Source organism: Alcanivorax sp., assembly GCF_019431375.1.
Classification (GTDB): Bacteria; Pseudomonadota; Gammaproteobacteria; order Pseudomonadales; family Alcanivoracaceae; genus Alcanivorax; species Alcanivorax jadensis_A.
In genome coordinates this window covers 2,138,176-2,155,028 of the sequence record NZ_CP080267.1, presented here as the reverse complement: position 1 = coordinate 2,155,028, position 16,853 = coordinate 2,138,176, and the positions used below count along the sequence as shown (strand labels likewise).

General features: G+C 57.6%; 14 protein-coding genes and 1 pseudogene. 11 read left to right on the top strand and 4 right to left on the bottom strand.

Going from position 1 to position 16,853, the window contains the following annotated elements:
* Positions 1-27 precede the first annotated feature (27 nt).
* Positions 28-969 carry an IS5 family transposase gene (locus tag KZ772_RS09990; protein ID WP_064782570.1) on the bottom strand — a complete coding sequence of 314 codons (942 nt, stop codon included), beginning with the start codon at positions 967-969 and terminating at the stop codon, positions 28-30.
* Positions 970-1,267: 298 nt separating this feature from the next.
* Between KZ772_RS09990 and KZ772_RS09985 the strand changes: the two genes are divergently transcribed.
* From KZ772_RS09985 to KZ772_RS09955, 7 genes and pseudogenes are all read left to right on the top strand, one after another.
* Positions 1,268-1,492 (top strand): hypothetical protein, encoded by a 225-nt coding sequence (locus tag KZ772_RS09985; RefSeq protein ID WP_290536438.1) that lies wholly within the window; start codon positions 1,268-1,270, stop codon positions 1,490-1,492.
* 100 nt (positions 1,493-1,592) lie between these two features.
* Positions 1,593-1,940 (top strand): hypothetical protein, encoded by a 348-nt coding sequence (locus KZ772_RS09980; RefSeq protein ID WP_290536437.1) that lies wholly within the window; start codon positions 1,593-1,595, stop codon positions 1,938-1,940.
* A gap of 57 nt (positions 1,941-1,997) precedes the next feature.
* Positions 1,998-2,324 carry a hypothetical protein gene (locus KZ772_RS09975; protein ID WP_290536436.1) on the top strand — a complete coding sequence of 109 codons (327 nt, stop codon included), beginning with the start codon at positions 1,998-2,000 and terminating at the stop codon, positions 2,322-2,324.
* A gap of 73 nt (positions 2,325-2,397) precedes the next feature.
* Positions 2,398-2,742 (top strand): hypothetical protein, encoded by a 345-nt coding sequence (locus KZ772_RS09970; protein ID WP_290536435.1) that lies wholly within the window; start codon positions 2,398-2,400, stop codon positions 2,740-2,742.
* Positions 2,711-3,883: pseudogene (locus KZ772_RS09965) on the top strand (IS3 family transposase). The gene KZ772_RS09970 and the pseudogene KZ772_RS09965 overlap by 32 nt, the downstream one beginning before the upstream one ends.
* Positions 3,880-5,400, top strand: coding sequence for a hypothetical protein (locus KZ772_RS09960; RefSeq protein ID WP_290536434.1), 1,521 nt, complete (start codon positions 3,880-3,882; stop codon positions 5,398-5,400). Before KZ772_RS09965 ends, KZ772_RS09960 begins: the two are co-directional and overlap by 4 nt.
* A 115-nt stretch (positions 5,401-5,515) precedes the next feature.
* Positions 5,516-6,019 (top strand): hypothetical protein, encoded by a 504-nt coding sequence (locus tag KZ772_RS09955; protein ID WP_290511012.1) that lies wholly within the window; start codon positions 5,516-5,518, stop codon positions 6,017-6,019.
* A 136-nt stretch (positions 6,020-6,155) separates the two neighbouring features.
* On the opposite strand, the gene argA is transcribed toward KZ772_RS09955, so the two are convergent.
* The 3 genes from argA to KZ772_RS09940 all read right to left on the bottom strand — a co-directional run bounded on the left by argA (position 6,156) and on the right by KZ772_RS09940 (position 9,587).
* Positions 6,156-7,475, bottom strand: coding sequence for an amino-acid N-acetyltransferase (gene argA, locus KZ772_RS09950; protein WP_290536433.1), 1,320 nt, complete (start codon positions 7,473-7,475; stop codon positions 6,156-6,158).
* Positions 7,476-7,627: 152 nt separating this feature from the next.
* Positions 7,628-8,896: an inorganic phosphate transporter gene (locus KZ772_RS09945; RefSeq protein WP_290536432.1), complete on the bottom strand. Its 1,269-nt coding sequence runs from the start codon at positions 8,894-8,896 to the stop codon at positions 7,628-7,630.
* Positions 8,897-8,906: 10 nt separating this feature from the next.
* Positions 8,907-9,587, bottom strand: coding sequence for a TIGR00153 family protein (locus KZ772_RS09940; protein ID WP_290509164.1), 681 nt, complete (start codon positions 9,585-9,587; stop codon positions 8,907-8,909).
* 295 nt (positions 9,588-9,882) lie between these two features.
* Here KZ772_RS09940 and KZ772_RS09935 point away from each other — a divergent pair, with 295 nt between their 5' ends.
* The 4 genes from KZ772_RS09935 (at position 9,883) to waaF (ending at position 16,851) form a co-directional block, all read left to right on the top strand.
* On the top strand, positions 9,883-11,619 hold the full coding sequence (locus tag KZ772_RS09935) for a GspE/PulE family protein (RefSeq protein WP_290539467.1): 1,737 nt from the start codon (positions 9,883-9,885) through the stop codon (positions 11,617-11,619).
* 331 nt (positions 11,620-11,950) lie between these two features.
* On the top strand, positions 11,951-14,821 hold the full coding sequence (gene glnE, locus KZ772_RS09930; RefSeq protein WP_290536431.1) for a bifunctional [glutamate--ammonia ligase]-adenylyl-L-tyrosine phosphorylase/[glutamate--ammonia-ligase] adenylyltransferase: 2,871 nt from the start codon (positions 11,951-11,953) through the stop codon (positions 14,819-14,821).
* 36 nt (positions 14,822-14,857) lie between these two features.
* Positions 14,858-15,784: a branched-chain amino acid transaminase gene (locus KZ772_RS09925; RefSeq protein ID WP_290509806.1), complete on the top strand. Its 927-nt coding sequence runs from the start codon at positions 14,858-14,860 to the stop codon at positions 15,782-15,784.
* An 8-nt stretch (positions 15,785-15,792) separates the two neighbouring features.
* The gene (gene waaF, locus KZ772_RS09920) at positions 15,793-16,851 is read left to right on the top strand and encodes a lipopolysaccharide heptosyltransferase II (RefSeq protein WP_290536430.1); all 1,059 of its coding nucleotides are present in this window, start codon (positions 15,793-15,795) and stop codon (positions 16,849-16,851) included.
* Positions 16,852-16,853 lie beyond the last annotated feature (2 nt).

Genomic DNA, 16,853 nt, shown 5'->3' with positions numbered 1-16,853 from the left:
CTTTAGCGGCAATCAGGCGCACTGCCCCTAGGGCAGCAGCACCCGTTTCACCCTCAACAGGTTGTGCAGCCCCGCCAGGAGATAGAGCCGGTTGGTATTTTTCGCCAGACCCCGGTAGCGAACCTTGCTGTAACCGAACATGCCTTTGATCACTCGGAAGGGATGTTCCACTTTGGCACGTACGCTGGCTTTGATGGTTTCGCATTCCAGCGCAACCTTCGACATCGTGGAGCGCTTACCAGGACGCTCAGCGATAAACCAATCCACTTTACGGTTCTTGTGCTCTTCGCGTTTCTCGATACCGCAATAACCCGCGTCTCCCCAGACACGTTTCTCTTTGCCATGCAAAAGCTGGTCTGATGCCGTCAGGTCATGCTCATTCGCGGCGGTAGTGGCAAGGCTATGAATCAGACCCACCGTGTCATCGACGCCAATATGGCACTTCATGCCAAAGTGCCATTGATTGCCTTTCTTGGTCTGGTGCATCTCCGGATCACGAGCCTTACCTTTGTTCTTCGTCGAGCTGGGCGCTTCGATAATCGTCGCATCAACGATGCTGCCTTCCCGAACCATCAGGCCATGTCGTGCCAACTGACGGTTGATCTTCTTGAACAGCTTCTTGCCAAGAGTGTGCTGCTCCAGCAGGTGCCGGAAGTTCAGGATCGTTGTCTCATCAGGAACCCGAGAGAGCCGAATCCCTGCGAAACGGCGCATAGACTCGATCTCATACAAGGCATCTTCCATCGCCGGATCACTCAGGTTGTAGATGATCTGCATGACATGAATGCGCAGCATGCTGGAGAGCGGATACGGCGGCCGGCCAGTGCTACCGGAGGCGTAATAGACCGCAATCGTGGACTCCAGCGCCTTCCAGGGTAGCAACTGATCCAACTTCTCAAGGAACACTTCCCGCCGGGTCTTGCGCTTCTTGTGTTCATATTCGGCTTCGGCAAAAGTCAGCTGGCTCATGGCATTCCCGGAAAGTGGCTGATAGAAAGCCCTGATTATGGCAAAGTCGGGGAGTTTTTCAGAGGTTCCTTAAGTAAGTTGTAAGTTCTATTTAACAAGGGCCTTCAGGCCGAACTTCGGCGGCTGAGGCGGGCGTTAAGAATCAGGGGGAGATATGGATTGCTTTAACCACCCAGGCACATCAGCAGTGGGTACATGTAAGTGTTGTAGCAAGGGGATTTGCTCAAGCTGCGCTGCTGACTTGAACCATGGTCTCGCCTGCAAGGGTAAGCATGAGAATCAAGTTGAAGCGATGAATATGATTATTGAGAAGAATGCGAAGGTGTATGCAGCGGCACCAGCAAATACGGTGATAGCACCAGTGCTTTATCTGTTCATGGGGATTTTGTTCTCTGGGTTTGGTTACTACTCAAGAGGCGGTGTTATGAGCTTGCCGTTCCTCATGGGGCTGGGCTTTATAGTATTTGCAGTAGTTGTTTTTGTTCGTAATAGAGCACTATTCGGCAAAGAGGATAATTCTTAACAATGCCATGCATGCGACAAGCGCATGATGGCGGGCGTTAGCAAGAAAGGGAATTGATGGGGTGTTTGGAAGGGTGGTTGTGGGGGCGCTAGTCCCAATAGTGGTTGTTGATGCATTGCTCATCATGGCGCTACTAATTTCGGAGCAACGATGGTCAGCTTGGCCGGAAGTGGTCGCAAGCATCGTCGGCTTTTCCTTAATCCTAATGCTGACGCCTGCTGTTCTCATATCAATTGCGGCTGAGATGGTGTTGAGCACTGGTATTCGCTCAAAGTGGTTTCTCTTGCTTGGAGGGTTCGCTGGTGCTGCCGCAGGGATAGGGCTCTCGACAGTATCGAAGTTCGATATAGCCATTATGGGTTTCTATGCGCTCCTCGGTGTCACTGGAGGTGTGGCAGGTGCGTATAGTATGCAGTTCATGCGCAGCAAAGATGCTGCTAACAAGTAGCAGCATGCCGACCTTCGGCGGCTGTGCTAGGCGTTAGCATCCAAAAAAGATATGAGCATGAAGTGGACTCCAATTCCTTTAAAAGAACTCAATGATCTCATTGATACACACTATTGGTGTATGGAGCCAGAAGAACGAGAGTTGTGGAATCGAGTAAAAATTGCACCAATTAAGTGGCGGCTTGACCCATGGGGGCGCCACGGTGGAGGCTTTTTCGTGGTCGGGATTTTGGGAGCTAGAGTGATCTGGTACAACGACATAGAAGAAGGCTTCAATATTAGCCAGTATTCTGATTTTGGAGTTATAGACGAATACCTTTGTGAGCAGCTTGAACTCCATTTTGTTATCAGAAGACTGCGTTATGAAATCAAGCAAAAGTGCTAACAATTGCAGGCAAGCGACGCTCCTGACGTCGCGCGCCTGCTGCTAGCGTTATGCCTAAGGAGACTAATCACAAATGGATCAAGATTGGATCCTCCAAAAGAAAGAAACCCGTCGTGCATTTTCTAAATCGACTTGGGTGCCTTTGAGGGCGGCTGTAGATAACGAGCACGGCAACGTTAAAAATTTAGGCTACAGCAACGAGTTTTTTGGCTGTGGGTCCGTTGCATTTTCACCAGAAAACCGTGAAATCGCCGATAAATTGAGTTGGGGTGATATCGGTCTTAGCAAGACAATTGGCCCTTACGCATACGAAGATGGGTGTAGTGGTCTAATGAATCCGGACACCAACGTAGGTGGTAAAGTTACCACCTTAATCGAGGTGTCAGATGACCAGAAAACGACGTTCCTTTACTCCTGAGTTCAAGCAGGAAGCCGCCAGCTTGGTGTTGGATCAAGGCTACACTGTTCCCCAAGCCAGCACATCGCTTGGTGTAGTTGAGAGCGCGCTGCGGCGCTGGGTCAAGCAGCTTGAGGCTGAACGCCAAGGTGTTACCCCCAAAGGCAAGGCTCTTACCCCGGAACAGCGCCGGATACAGGAGCTTGAGGCTCGGTGAGGCTCGGTGTGAGCGCCTGGAACGGGAGAAGAACATTCTAAAAAAGGCTACTGCTCTCTTGATGTCGGACGACTGGAATCGTACGCGCTGATTGACCAATTAAGTGAGCAAGAGCCTGTGGAATTGGTCTGTTCAGCGTTTAATGTGCATCGTTCCTGTTACTACGAACACCGTAAGCGGTGCCGTCGTATTGATGCGGAGAGGGTAGCCTTGAAAGCCAAAGTGAACTGCTTATTCAATCAGAGTCGCAGCTCGGCGGGAAGCCGTACGATACAAGGGCTCCTCAATGAGCAGGGGGAGGAAATTGGCCGTTTCAAGGTACGCAGTCTTATGCGTGAACTCGGGCTGGTCTGCAAGCAGCCCGGGCCTCATGCTTACAAGCAGGCGACAGTAGAGCGGCCCGATATACCGAACCATCTGGATCGAGAGTTTACGGTGGCAGCCCCGAATCAGGTGTGGTGTGGAGATATCACCTATATCTGGACGGGGAAAGGCTGGAGTTACCTGGCTGTCGTGCTGGATCTCTACGCCCGGCGAGTTGTGGGCTGGGCCATCTCCAGCCACCCGGATGCAGATCTGGTGGTGAAGGCCCTGGATCATGCCTGGGAGCAACGAGGTCAGCCTGAGAAAGTCATGTTCCACTCGGATCAGGGCAGCCAATATGCCAGTCGCATGTTCCGGCAGCGGTTGTGGCGCTATCGGATGCAGCAAAGCATGAGCCGGCGGGGCAACTGCTGGGATAATGCGCCAATGGAAAGGCTGTTCCGTAGCCTGAAGTCAGAATGGGTGCCGACAATGGGCTACCGCAACTTGCCTGAAGCAAAGAAAGATATCGGTGACTATCTGATGGGTTACTACAATCACCACAGGCCACACAGCTACAACGGCGGAATCGCCCCTGCGGTGGCAGAAGAAAAACCTAAATCACTGTCCGGGATTAGTTGACCACTACAGGGTTCTACTCGGCAATTGATGAATATCAATATAACGATAAAGAACCGATAGGTGTTCATTTGGTCTTGGAATTGCCTCTACCAGTAGTCGGTGGAAGACAATGGTTATTGAACCCTGATCTTGTTTCAGCTCTCCGCCTCATAAAAGAGGGCGCTCATTGGGTCAGACCTGAGGAGAATTTTGTAGTTGTCGCTCGTGAGATTCTCGATGAGAACGGCGAGCAGCGCCTGATCGAAATTAAGAGAGAATACTTGCTTGATTACTTAGCAGCTAGGAACTTGGCGTTACGACTCTCCTACTACCGTCAAAGAGTGGAAAATGTAACCGCTCTTGAAACTAGCCAATATGCGGGTTTAGAGAGTCATCAAGAAGATCGAGATGGTGGTCGATATGAACTACTGATTCGCGACATCAATGACGTTTTTGGCGGAAGCTGGGCGATGTTCCGCGCTTGGCGAACTGATGTAGACGAAGATGAAGATGCTCCCGTGATGGGGCCAGAAACCAACGAAAACACCGATTATGAAAGCTCCCGAGGACACAAAGGTGGCTATGAAGGTGTCAGAGTGGAGGGGGAGTTCTGGCGAGATGAATGGATAGATCATCAAGGGATTAGCACGCGCGTAAGAGGAGATGCAGATAAAAACCTGCCTCAGTTTATAGTGGAGACCGATGGCACTCGTTTGGCGTCTTCCGAATTAAATAGTGAAGACATTGGAAGATGGTTGTGGTTTCGGTCAAGCATTGTTAACGAACTTCTTGATCTCCGTGGATTTTCGCTTGGGTGGTATACAGCAGAAACTGGCTGCATCAAATCGACTTCCGGGTATTCGGTTCACTTTGGAATAAACTCTTCGGATTTAATTACCATTTACGCTTACGACATAGCTCGCCTTCCTGCATGGGAGCAGCATATTTGGGCAGCTCATAATGTCGTTCCAGATGGGAAGGTTTCAAGCGAGTTATTGGATTCGCAAGTAAAAGCTCAACCGGCATCTACCCATGCTGTGGAAGAGCTTCTTTTCGAGGTTATAGCTATGCTTGAAAACGGTTTTCGTGAAGTCTTTAACGTTCCGCTTTTCACGCATGACATCAACCGCTTAGAAGCTATGAAGCATATATCTCGTTTCGCCAGCAAGGATCAGGCATCTCTTCTACGGTTGGCAAAAGAACTTGTTCGTATATTTTCCGATAGGTTGGATGTGCGTGAGCTTCGTAAGCTTTCAACACATTCAAACAAGGATAAATTGGGTTCAAATAAACTCCTTGAGGATGTGCTGGCTCAGAAGGTGGGCCCCGAAAAAGCTCGTAAAGTATTTGGCCCAATTGCGGGAGCTTATGATATGCGAGTAGGTGATGCTCATCCTACCAGCTCGAAGATTGGGGTTGCGTTAAAGCTCGCGGGGATTGACAGTAGCAACTCATTTCTACGGCAAGGAGAGCAATTAATATCCAATTTTGGCCAATCAATTTGGTGGATTGGAAAACTATTGTTCGAAAAGCCGTAAAGTGAGATATGCAGGCAGGTTGGCATAACAAGGCGCTGCACTCGGACATTTTTTCCGCTTCGCTACAAAAATGCCGGTGAGCGCAGCGTTATACACATAGGGCAGGAAGATCACGATGACAAGGATAGCTGCGTTCTTGATTTTGATGGTTTTATGCTCAGCTTCCTTTGGCAAAGTTATATCCTCTGATCCTGGCGAGATATACAAGCTAATCGGAAATGAGGAAATAAAAAGTCGAGGTGTTGAGTACGATTTCCATGTCGTTTCAACCGATCCCTCATCGGAAAGCTGGGCACCAATGGCGTTTGTTGGTGCAATTGACGTCGACACGGGCGCTGAGTTCCAGGTGTTCATTTTTCAGAAGAGTGGCGGCGGTGACCTTGTTCTTGGACATCGCTACATAGAAGGTGATGAGCTTGTTTTTACCAGAACGCTCTTTCACGGCGTGCCATTTAAACTGGACATTAAAATCATTATTTCGGTGAACGAAGACGGTCTGTTACGTGTGGAGCAGCCGGGCGTTGGGGCGTCGCATGAATACCAAACCGGCATCCTGAATCTGCGATCCTACATCGGCGTCGTTGGAGCTAAGGCAGACTTCAGGCTTGAAGCTGATTGAAGGTATAACAAGGCAAGGCAGCGGACGCCTTCGGCGCCCCTGCTAGCAACGTTCACACTTTGCGAGCCCTTCGCCATGCGAGCATGGCTCCAACGCCAACCGTGCGGTGGCTTGGTAGCGGGCTGGGTGGCGTCAGCTACAGCCCCTTCACAAACACCTTCGAGTTCCGCTGCCAGTTATACAGCGACTTCCGGGCCCCCGGCAGTGCTTCCACCCCAGCCAGTTCAAACCCCTGCTGTTGAAACCAGTGCGCGGTCAGAGTGGTAAGCACGAACAGGCTGGTCAGCCCCTGTTCCTTGGCCCGCCGCTCCAGATAGCCCAATAGCTGGGCGCCGCGCTCGCCCTTGCGGTAGCCGGGGTGGACGGCCACGCAGGCCAGTTCGCCGGTCTTGTCGTCCGGGAAGGGGTAGAGGGCGGCGCAGGCGATGACCATGCCGTCGCGCTCGATGATGGCGAAGCGCTGGATTTCGTTTTCCAGCAGTTCCCGGGAGCGACGCACCAGGGTGCCGTCGGCTTCCAGGGGTTCTATCAGTTCCAGGATGCCGCCCACGTCGTCGATGCGGGCGCCGCGCAGGGTTTCGTAGGTTTCCCGGGTGACCAGGGTGCCGCAGCCGTCGCGGGTGAACAGCTCCTTGAGCAGGGCGCCGTCGTCGTTGGCGTCGATCAGGTGGGCACGGCCTACGCCATTGCTGGCGGCGTGACAGGCGGCGGTGAGCTGCCGGTCCACGCCATTGTCCTGCAATTGGTCGTCGGCAAGCAGTTTGCCGGCCTGTTGCGGGCTGAGTTCGCGCACCATGTCGCCGTTGTTGTCCGCGAGTCGCAGGTCGTTGCCCATGAGAATGAGCTTGTCGGCGCCCAGGGCGATGGCGGCGGTGGAGGCCACTTCTTCCGCATTCACGTTGAACAGTTCACCGGTGGGCGAACAACCCAGCGGTGACAGCAGTACCACATTGCCATTGCTCAGTTGCTGGCGGATGGCATCCACTTCGATACGCCGCACTTCGCCGGTGTGCTGGTAGTCGAACCCGTTGCGCACGCCCACCGGTTTGGCGATGACGAAATTGCCGCTGATCAGCCGGATGCCGGCGTTGTACATGGGGGAGTTGGCCAGCCCCATTGAGAACAGCCCTTCCAGTTTCAGGCGCAGGGCACCCACCGCCGCCATGACACCATTGAGCGCAGCGCTGTCGGTGATGCGCATGTGCTGCTCAAAGGTGGATTCGATGCCGGACTCTGCCAGTCGTGCGCTGATCTGCGGGCGGGCACCGTGGACCAGCACCAGCTTGATCCCCAGGCTGTTGAGCAGGGCCAGATCGTGAATCAGGGTGGGCAGGCGCGGGCCGTCCAGCAGTTCGCCGGAAAGCATGACCACAAAGGTGCGCCCCCGGTGGGCGTTAATGTACGGGGACGAATTGCGGAACCAGTTGACCTGATTGTCGGGGGTGGCGCTGGGCACGGCATGTCTCTGTGGTTGGTGGCTGACAGATCAGTATAGCCAGCGGGGGGCGTCGGTTGCCAGATGTGCCGGTGGGGCGTTGTGGAAGGTGGCCTGGCAACAGAAACAAAAACGCCGCCCGAAGGCGGCGTTGTGTTCTTCAGGCTGGGTTGTTACGCGCCGAACAGGCCCTTGAAGAAGTAGAAGAACAGGATCGACAACAGGGCGCCTGCCGGCAGGGTGACCACCCAGGAGGTGAAGATGGTGCTGACCACCCGCAGGTTCAGGGAGCCGATGCCGCGAGCCATGCCGACACCCAGGATTGCCCCCACCAGGGTGTGAGTGGTGGAAATGGGCAGGCCGGTGCCGGAGGCCAGGATCACCGTGCCGGCAGCGCCCAGCTCGGCGGCAAAGCCGCGGCTGGGGGTCAGCTCGGTGATGTTCTTGCCCACCGTGGCCATGACCCGGGCCCCGAGAATGGCGAGACCGAACACGATACCCATGGCGCCCACCAGCAGAATCCAGCTGGGCATGGCCGCTTCACCACCGATAACGCCTTCATTGACGATGACGCTGTTGATGGCGGCCAGCGGCCCCACGGCGTTGGCGACATCGTTGGAACCATGGGCGAAAGCCATGGCACAGGCGGTGAAGATCATCAGCACGGCAAAGATGCGCTCCACGGAGTGAAAGCGGAAATCCTTGTCGGCTTCCGGATTGGGCTGGATGCGGCTGAGGATGATGGCGCCGATCAGGGCAATGACCAGGCCGCCCACGGCAGCCCAGCCGAGGCTGGCAGCAAAGCTGATTTCCAGGCCGATATGCTTGAGCCCCTTGAGCAGGGTGACGGCGGTGATCGCGAAGCCCACCAGGAACATGTAGAAAGGCACCACCCGCTTGGCTCGCTGGAAGGGGTCGTCCTGGTTGAGTACCAGCTTCTGCACGCTCTTGATCAGGGCAAAGGAGATAAAGCCTGCCAGCAACGGCGAGGTGACCCAGCTGGCGACGATGTTGCCCACCTTGCCCCAGTTGACCGCATCCATGCCCACGCCCACGGCGGCAAAGCCGACAATGGCGCCGACGATGGAGTGGGTGGTGGAGACCGGCCAGCCGAACCAGGAGGCGACAATCAGCCAGATGCCGGCGGCCAGCAGGGCGGACATCATCCCGTAGACCAGATAGTGGGGGAATTCAGTAAAGACGCCCGCGTCGACGATGCCTTTACGTACCGTGGCGGTCACTTCGCCACCGGCCAGATAGGCACCACAGAACTCAAAGACGATGGCAATCATCACGGCTTGCTTGACCGTCAGGGCGCCGGAGCCCACGGATGTGCCCATGGCGTTGGCCACGTCGTTGGCACCCACGCCCCAGGCCATCAGGAAACCGAAGGCGCCGGCCATCAACAGCATCAGGTAGCTGTGTTCAATCATCCACTCCATAAGATAACTCCTAGCGTGCGACCAACATCTGCAGGCGGCCGCCCACTTTCTGGGCGCGATCAGCGAGATCGCCTACCCATTCGATGATCTTGTAGAGAAAAATGACATCCACCGGGGGCAGTTCGCTTTCCAGCTTGAACAGGGTGGAGCGGATGGTGATTTGCTGTTCGTCGTTGTTGCGCTCCAGGCGGTCCAGCTCTTCGATGAGCTCTTCCACGATCTGGATTTCGCGGCCGCTGAAGCCGGTCTCGATCAGCTCGTCGAGCTCGTTAATGGCTTTCTGGGCCTGGGCGGAGGTGTCGATGGCACCCTGCACATAGTCGCGCATCACATCGGCCAGCACCGGCGGGATGCTCATCTGCCGGCCCAGCATCAGCCCGGAGATGTCCTTGGCCTTGTTGGCCACCTTGTCCTGCACGCTGATCAGATCGAGCAGATCGGTACGGGGCATGGGCAGAAACAGGCTTTTGGGCAGGTTCAGGCGGAACTCTTTTTTCAGTTCGTCGGCCTGGTTTTCCAGTTCGGCGATACGTTTGCGGGCAGAGCGCGCCTTGTCCCAGTCCCCTTCGGTAACGGCGGCGAAGAAATCCGCCAGGGTGCGGGCACAATCGTGAACGGTGTCGTAATGTTGCTGTAGGGGCTTGATCGGTGAGCGGCCAAACAGGCCGGCAATGGAGCTTCCAAAGGACATAGGCGCCTCGGATCCAGAGTCAGGTAGAAATCAGTGTCCCACTTTCCCGGGGCGTCGCCCATAGGGAGAGGAGCTCGGGTCATGGCACGACCGTGCGTCTGTCACGGATGTGTCATGAAGCTGGCCGCGAGTATAGTCAAAGGCGTCGGGGCTGTCAGGGTTTACCTGTTATCGTTACAGTACTACAAAATAATGAGACAGGCGGCTCTGCCCGCCCACGACCCGGAGAGTTTCCGTGAACGCCACTGCCAACCCCGCCAAACTGGATGGTCTGCTGATTGATGTGCGCTGGCTGATGCGCGAGTTGCTGGAAGAAGGGCGTGTCAGTCAGGAAGACTTCAATGTCATTTCCACCACGCCGCGGGAAAAGAAGGAGCTGAATTGGCATCCGATTCAGGTGCTGGCGAAGTACCGGCTCACCGATCGGACCAATACCCATCAGTTGCTGGATGTGGACTTCCTGACCCACTGGCTGGGAGAAAAGGCGGGTATGCCGGTGTGTCACATTGATCCACTCAAGGTGCATGTGGACCAGGTGACCAATGTGATGAGCTACGCCTTTGCCGAACGTCACGGCATCGTGGCGGTGGAGGTGCTGCGGGACAAGGTGGTGGTGGCCTGCGATCAGCCCTTTGTGCGCGACTGGCAGGCCCACCTCAAGCAGGTGCTGCGTGATCGGGAGCTGGAGGTGGTGCTGGCCAACCCGGAGCAGCTGCGCCGTTACCGCGTTGAATTCTACAACCTGAGCCGTTCCATCGCCGGGGCTTCCGGCAACACCGGCCAGGAAATGTCCGGTATTACCAACTTCGAGCAGTTGCTGGAAGTGGGTAAGGGGCATCACGACGCGGACGACCAGCACATCGTCAATATCGTGGACTGGATTCTGCAGTACGCGTTTTCCCAGCGGGCCAGCGATATCCATCTGGAGCCTCGCCGGGAGACCGGCAAGATGCGTTTCCGGATCGATGGCGTGCTGCACGATGTCTACGAACTGCCGGCGGCAATCATGGCGGCGGTCACCAGCCGGTTGAAGATTCTCAGCCGCCTGAATGTGGCGGAAAAACGCAAGCCCCAGGATGGTCGCTTGAAGACCAAGTCCCCGGAAGGGGACGAGATTGAACTGCGTATCTCCACCCTGCCCACCGCCTTCGGGGAAAAGATGGTGATGCGGGTGTTCGACCCGGATGTGCTGGTGCGCAGCTTCGAGCAGATGGGTTTTACTGCCGAGGATTACCAGGCCTGGCAGCGCATGACGTCCCATCCCCACGGGATCATCTTCGTCACCGGGCCCACCGGTTCAGGCAAGACCACCACCCTGTATTCCACCCTCAAGCAGCTGGCCACCAGCGAGGTGAATGTCTGCACCATTGAGGATCCCATCGAAATGGTGGAGCCCAGCTTCAACCAGATGCAGGTGCAGGCCAATATCGACGTGAGTTTTGCCCAGGGGGTCAAGGCCATGCTGCGCCAGGACCCGGATATCATCATGATCGGCGAGATCCGCGACCTGGCCACGGCGGACATGGCGATCCAGGCGGCGCTGACCGGTCACCTGGTGCTGTCCACCCTGCACACCAACGATGCCCCATCTTCCATTACCCGTCTGGTGGATCTGGGCGTGCCGCCCTACATGATCAGCGCCACGGTGCTCGGGGTGATGGCCCAGCGTCTGATTCGCACCCTGTGCCCCCATTGCAAGGAGGCAACAGAGACCGATGTGCAGGCCTGGGAGGAGCTGGTGCGCCCCTTCAAGATGAAGCCGCCGGAAGTGCTCTACCGTCCGGTGGGCTGTCTGGAATGTCGGGATACCGGCTATCTGGGGCGCATGGGGGTGTATGAAGCCATGCCCCTTAACACCAGCCTGAAAAACCATATTTCCCGGGGCTCTGAACTGGAAACCCTGACTCGCCAGGCCCTCAAGAATGGCATGAAGCCCCTGCGTATCAGTGGTGCCATGAAAGTGGCCAAGGGTCTGACCACCATTGAAGAGGTGATGCGGGTGACGCCATCCCAGGATATTTTGCTGGGGTGAATCAGCTGCAAGTTTCAAGCTACAAGGTACAAGGCGCGGAGGGAGGTGGTGCCATCTGGTTCGCTCTGGTTCCGCGCTGAATGCTCGATGATTGCCCCTGATTATTGGTCGCTGCGGGCGATGTGGCGTGCACGGTTTCGGTCGGCGTGAGCAAGGGAAAGCCCCGCTGTCGCTAGCATGGGCTCTTCAGAGTTGGCTGATTGCCATTGATTTCAGCGCGAAGCACCAAGGTTACAATGGCTTGCCGACCGTTCCCCGTGTTGCAGCTTGAAGCTTGAGGCTTGCATCTGCTGCTTGTAGCTTGCAGCCCGCCGTATAACAATAGCCGCCCATGAAAGAACCCCAATATCACGCTCTGCCGGATGAATTGTCGGTGCTGGTCAGCCAGCACTGGCAGCACTTTGTGGAATCCGGTCATCGTATCCCCGACGCCCTGCTTGATGACCTGCCCCGGGTGTGGGCGGGCTCTGACTATGTGGCGCAACAGTTTCAGCGTGATCCGGGCCTGGGTCAGTGGCTGCTGGACAGTGACCCGAGCCAGCCTCTGGCAGAGGATTCCCTGCGGCAGACCGTGCGCGACTTGCTGGCAGTCTGCCACAACGAGGACGAGCTCAAGCGGGCCCTGCGTCGCCTGCGTCACCGGCACATGGTGCGCATCATCTGGCGGGATCTGGCCGGGATAGGGGACTACCACAGCACCGTGGCGGATCTGTCGTTGCTGGCGGATACCCTGATTCAGGAAGCGCTCGCTGTGCTGCACGGCTGGGCCTGTGAGAAAAGCGGCACCCCCATGGGTCCGGATGGCAAGCCAGTGCAGCTGGTGGTGCTGGCCATGGGCAAGCTGGGGGCGCGGGAGCTGAATCTGTCCTCGGATATCGACCTGATCTTTGCCTATGAGCATGAAGGGGAGCTCGAGGGCGAACGGCGCAGCCTGAGTCACCACCAGTTTTTCGTGCGCCTGGGTCAGCAGTTGATCAAGGCCCTGGACCAGCCCACCGCGGATGGCTTCGTATTCCGGGTGGACATGCGCCTGCGGCCCTGGGGCAAGAGTGGTGTGCTGGCCATCGGTTTCGACGCCATGGAAGGGTATTACGAAACCCAGGGCCGTGAGTGGGAGCGCTATGCGCTGATCAAGATGCGTCCGGTGGGTGGTGATCTGCAGGCCGGCAAACGCCTGATCAAGCGGCTCAACCCCTTCGTCTATCGCCGCTATATCGACTACGGCGCCTTCCATTCCCTGCGCGAGATGAAATCCCTGATCGAACGGGAAGTGAACCGCAAGGGCATGCAGGCGGATGTGAAACTGGGCGCCGGTGGCATCCGTGAAGTGGAATTTATCGTCCAGGCCTTCCAGTTGATCCGTGGTGGCCAGTTGCCGGCCCTGCGGGAACCGAATCTGATCAAGGTGCTGCCGCAACTGGTGGAGCTGGAGTTGCTGCCTGAGGACGTGGCGGAGGAGCTCACCGAAGCCTATCTGTTCCTGCGGGATGTGGAGCATCGACTGCAGGGGATTGCGGATAAGCAGACCCAGCGCCTGCCTGACGACGAGCTGGGCTGGCAGCGTCTGACTTTTGCCATGGGCTTCTCCGCCCGCGCCGCCTTCGAGCGCAAGTTGCGGCGTTACCGGGAAAGCGTGCGTCATCATTTCAGCCAGGTGATCGCCGACCCGGAACAGGAAACCGACGCCGCCCAGGGCGCCGATCAGGAGCTGCTGGATCTGTGGCTGGGCGAGCTGGATGAGGCCCAGGCCGTGGCTCAACTGGAAGCCATCGGCGTGCAGGAGGGCGACAAGGTCTACGCCCATTTGAATGATTTCCGCGAGAGCCGCTCGGTGCAGAACATGCAGGCGATCGGTCGAGAGCGGCTGGACCGGCTGATGCCCCTGCTGCTGGAGGCCCTGGGTTACCAGGGTCACGGGGAAACCACCGTAGTACGACTGCTGGCTTTTGTGGAGGCGGTGCTACGCCGTAGCGCCTACATTGCCCTGCTGGTGGAAAACCCCAGCGCCCTGACCCAGCTGGTGAAACTGTCCGGAGCCAGCCCCTGGATCGCCGAGCGCCTTACCCTGCATCCGGTGCTGCTGGATGAGCTGCTGGACGTGCGCACTCTCTATTCGCCGCCGGAGCGTGCGGAGCTGGATGACGAGCTGCGCCAGCAGCTGCTGCGGGTGGCCGAGGATGATCTGGAACAGCAGATGGAGGTGCTGCGTAACTTCAAGCAGGCCCATCTGCTGCGGGTGGCGGCCTCGGAAGTCACCGAGGTGCTGCCACTGATGAAGGTCAGTGACTACCTCACCTGGCTGGCGGAAAGCATTCTCAACCAGGTAGTGATGCTGGCCTGGGAGCCGCTGGTGGAACGCCATGGTCGTCCCTCGCGCATCGACGGTCAGCCCTGCAACCCGGATTTTGTGGTGGCGGGTTACGGCAAGCTGGGCGGCATCGAGCTGGGGCACAACTCCGATCTGGACCTGGTGTTTCTGCACGATGCGGCCAGTGGCGGCATGACCGATGGCGACAAGCCGGTGGCCAACGAACAGTTCTATGCCCGCCTGGGCCAACGCATCATTCATATTCTGTCCACCCGCACCATGAGCGGCCAGCTGTACGAAGTGGATATGCGCCTGCGCCCCTCCGGTAGTGCCGGCTTGCTGGTTAGTTCCATGGATTCGTTCGAGAAATACCAGCTCAACGATGCCTGGACCTGGGAGCATCAGGCCCTGGTGCGGGCCCGCGTGGTGGCTGGCTGCAACCGGGCTCGGGCCCGTTTCGAGGCGATTCGTCATCAGGTGCTGTGCCTGGAGCGGCCGCTGGAGAAGTTGCGCGAGGATGTGCTGGCCATGCGCGACAAGATGGTCGACCACTTGGGAGAAAAAGGCGAGGACCGTTTTCATCTCAAGCAGGACCCGGGTGGTATCGTTGATATCGAATTTATGGTGCAATACGGGGTTCTGAGATGGGCCTCCTCCCACGGTGAACTGACCCGCTTCACCGATAATGTGCGGCTGCTCGAAACACTGGCTGCACTGGATATTATGTCGGCGCAGGATGCCGGCTTGCTGCGGGAAGCGTACCTCGCTTACCGATCCGCGGCTCATCGCGCCTCGTTGCGCAAAGAGAAATCCATCGTCGACGACACTCAATTCCGCGATTTGCGTGAAGGCGTGCGAGCGATCTGGAAGCACTGGTTCGATCTGCAGGACTGACGCCTGCAGGTCCTTAGCTCTGGGAGTATCACTGCCATGTCGATGGCTGTAAGAGACGGTTTTATCTGGTTGGATGGCGAACTGGTTCCCTGGCAGGAGGCCAAGGTGCATGTGCTGACGCACACCCTGCACTATGGCATGGGGGTTTTCGAAGGCGTGCGCGCCTACGAAACGGCCAAGGGTCCGGCCATCTTCCGCATGAAGGAGCACACGGACCGCCTGTTCAACAGTGCCCACATCATGAACATGAAGATCCCGTTCACCAAGGACGAGGTCAACGCCGCGCAAGTCGCCGCGGTCAGAGAGAACAACCTGCCCCACGCCTACCTGCGCCCCATGGCATTTTACGGCAGCGAGGGCATGGGCCTGCGCGCCCATAACCTGAAGGTGCACTTGATGGTAGCGGCCTGGGAATGGCCGGCCTACATGTCGCCGGAAGCCCTGGAGCTGGGCATCAAGGTGCGTACCTCCAGCTACACCCGCCACCACGTGAACATCACCATGTGCAAGGCGAAGGCCAACGGCAACTACATCAACTCCATGCTGGCGTTGAACGAAGCCCTGTCCGGCGGTGCCGACGAGGCCCTGTTGCTGGACAACGAAGGCTATGTGGCAGAAGGCTCCGGTGAGAACATCTTCGTGATCAAGGACAAGGTGCTCTACACCCCGGAACTGACTTCCTGCCTGGACGGCATCACCCGCAAGACCATCATCCAGCTGGCCGAAGAGCGCGGTTATGCGGTGCGCGAGAAGCGCATTACCCGTGACGAAATCTACGTGGCGGATGAAGCCTTCTTCACCGGCACCGCCGCCGAAGTCACGCCGATCCGTGAACTGGATGGCCGCATCCTCGGTGAAGGCAAGCGCGGTCCGATCACCGAGCAACTGCAGGCTGTGTACTTTGATCTGGTGCGCGGCAAACTGGATGACGACTACGGAGACTGGCTCACTTACGTGAGCTGAGCAGGCGTATGCCGGCTATTTTGTCCGACTCGCCTTCCGCCATCCTTGTCGTCGGCCCGTCCTGGGTCGGCGACATGGTGATGGCCCAGACCCTGTTTTCCGAACTTCGCCGTCAATATCCGGACTGTGCCATTGATGTGCTGGCGCCGGCCTGGTGCCGGCCATTGCTGTCGCGCATGCCAGAAGTGCGCGAGGCACTCTCGCTGCCTTTTGATCATGGCGATCTGAAGCTGGGCGAGCGACACGCCCTGGGCAAGTCCCTGCGCGGCAAGTATCAGCAAAGTTATGTGCTGCCCAATTCCCTCAAGTCTGCCCTGGTGCCCTGGTCGGCGAAGATCCCCCGGCGCACCGGCTGGCGCGGGGAAATGCGCTATGGCCTGCTCAACGATGTGCGCAAGCTGGACAAGGATCGCTATCCGCTGATGGTGCAGCGTTTCGTGGCGCTGGCACAGTCGCCCGGTGAACCGGTACCGCAACTGGACACCATTACTGCCCCGCATCTGGAGGTCAGTGAAGACTCGCTTCAGCAGGCCATGGCGGCCCACGGGCTCAATACGCAGCGTCCGGTGCTGGGGCTGTGCCCCGGCGCCGAGTTCGGCCCGGCCAAGCGCTGGCCGGAGCATCATTATGCGGCAGTGGCCCAGCACTGGATTGAGCATGGTGGCCAGGCATGGATCTTCGGCTCCGGCAAGGATCAGCCCGTGGCCGAGACCATTGTCGAAATGCTGGAAAACAGTGCTGATGAGCATGCCACGGTGCTGGCGGGCAATACCTCCCTGGAGCAGGCGGTGGATCTGCTGTCGGCTACCACGGCGGTGGTCAGCAACGATTCCGGTCTGATGCATATCGCCGCCGCGCTCAAGCGTCCGCTGGTGGCGGTGTATGGTTCCACCTCCCCGGGCTTTACCCCGCCGCTGGGTGATAGAGTGGCAGTGGTACGGCTGGGGCTGGAATGCAGCCCCTGTTTCGAACGGGAATGCCCGCTGGGGCATTTGAACTGTCTGCGCCAGCTGCCACCTTCGCAGGTGATTGATGCCCTGCAGCAGCTGGAAAGCGCGGATGCCTGAAT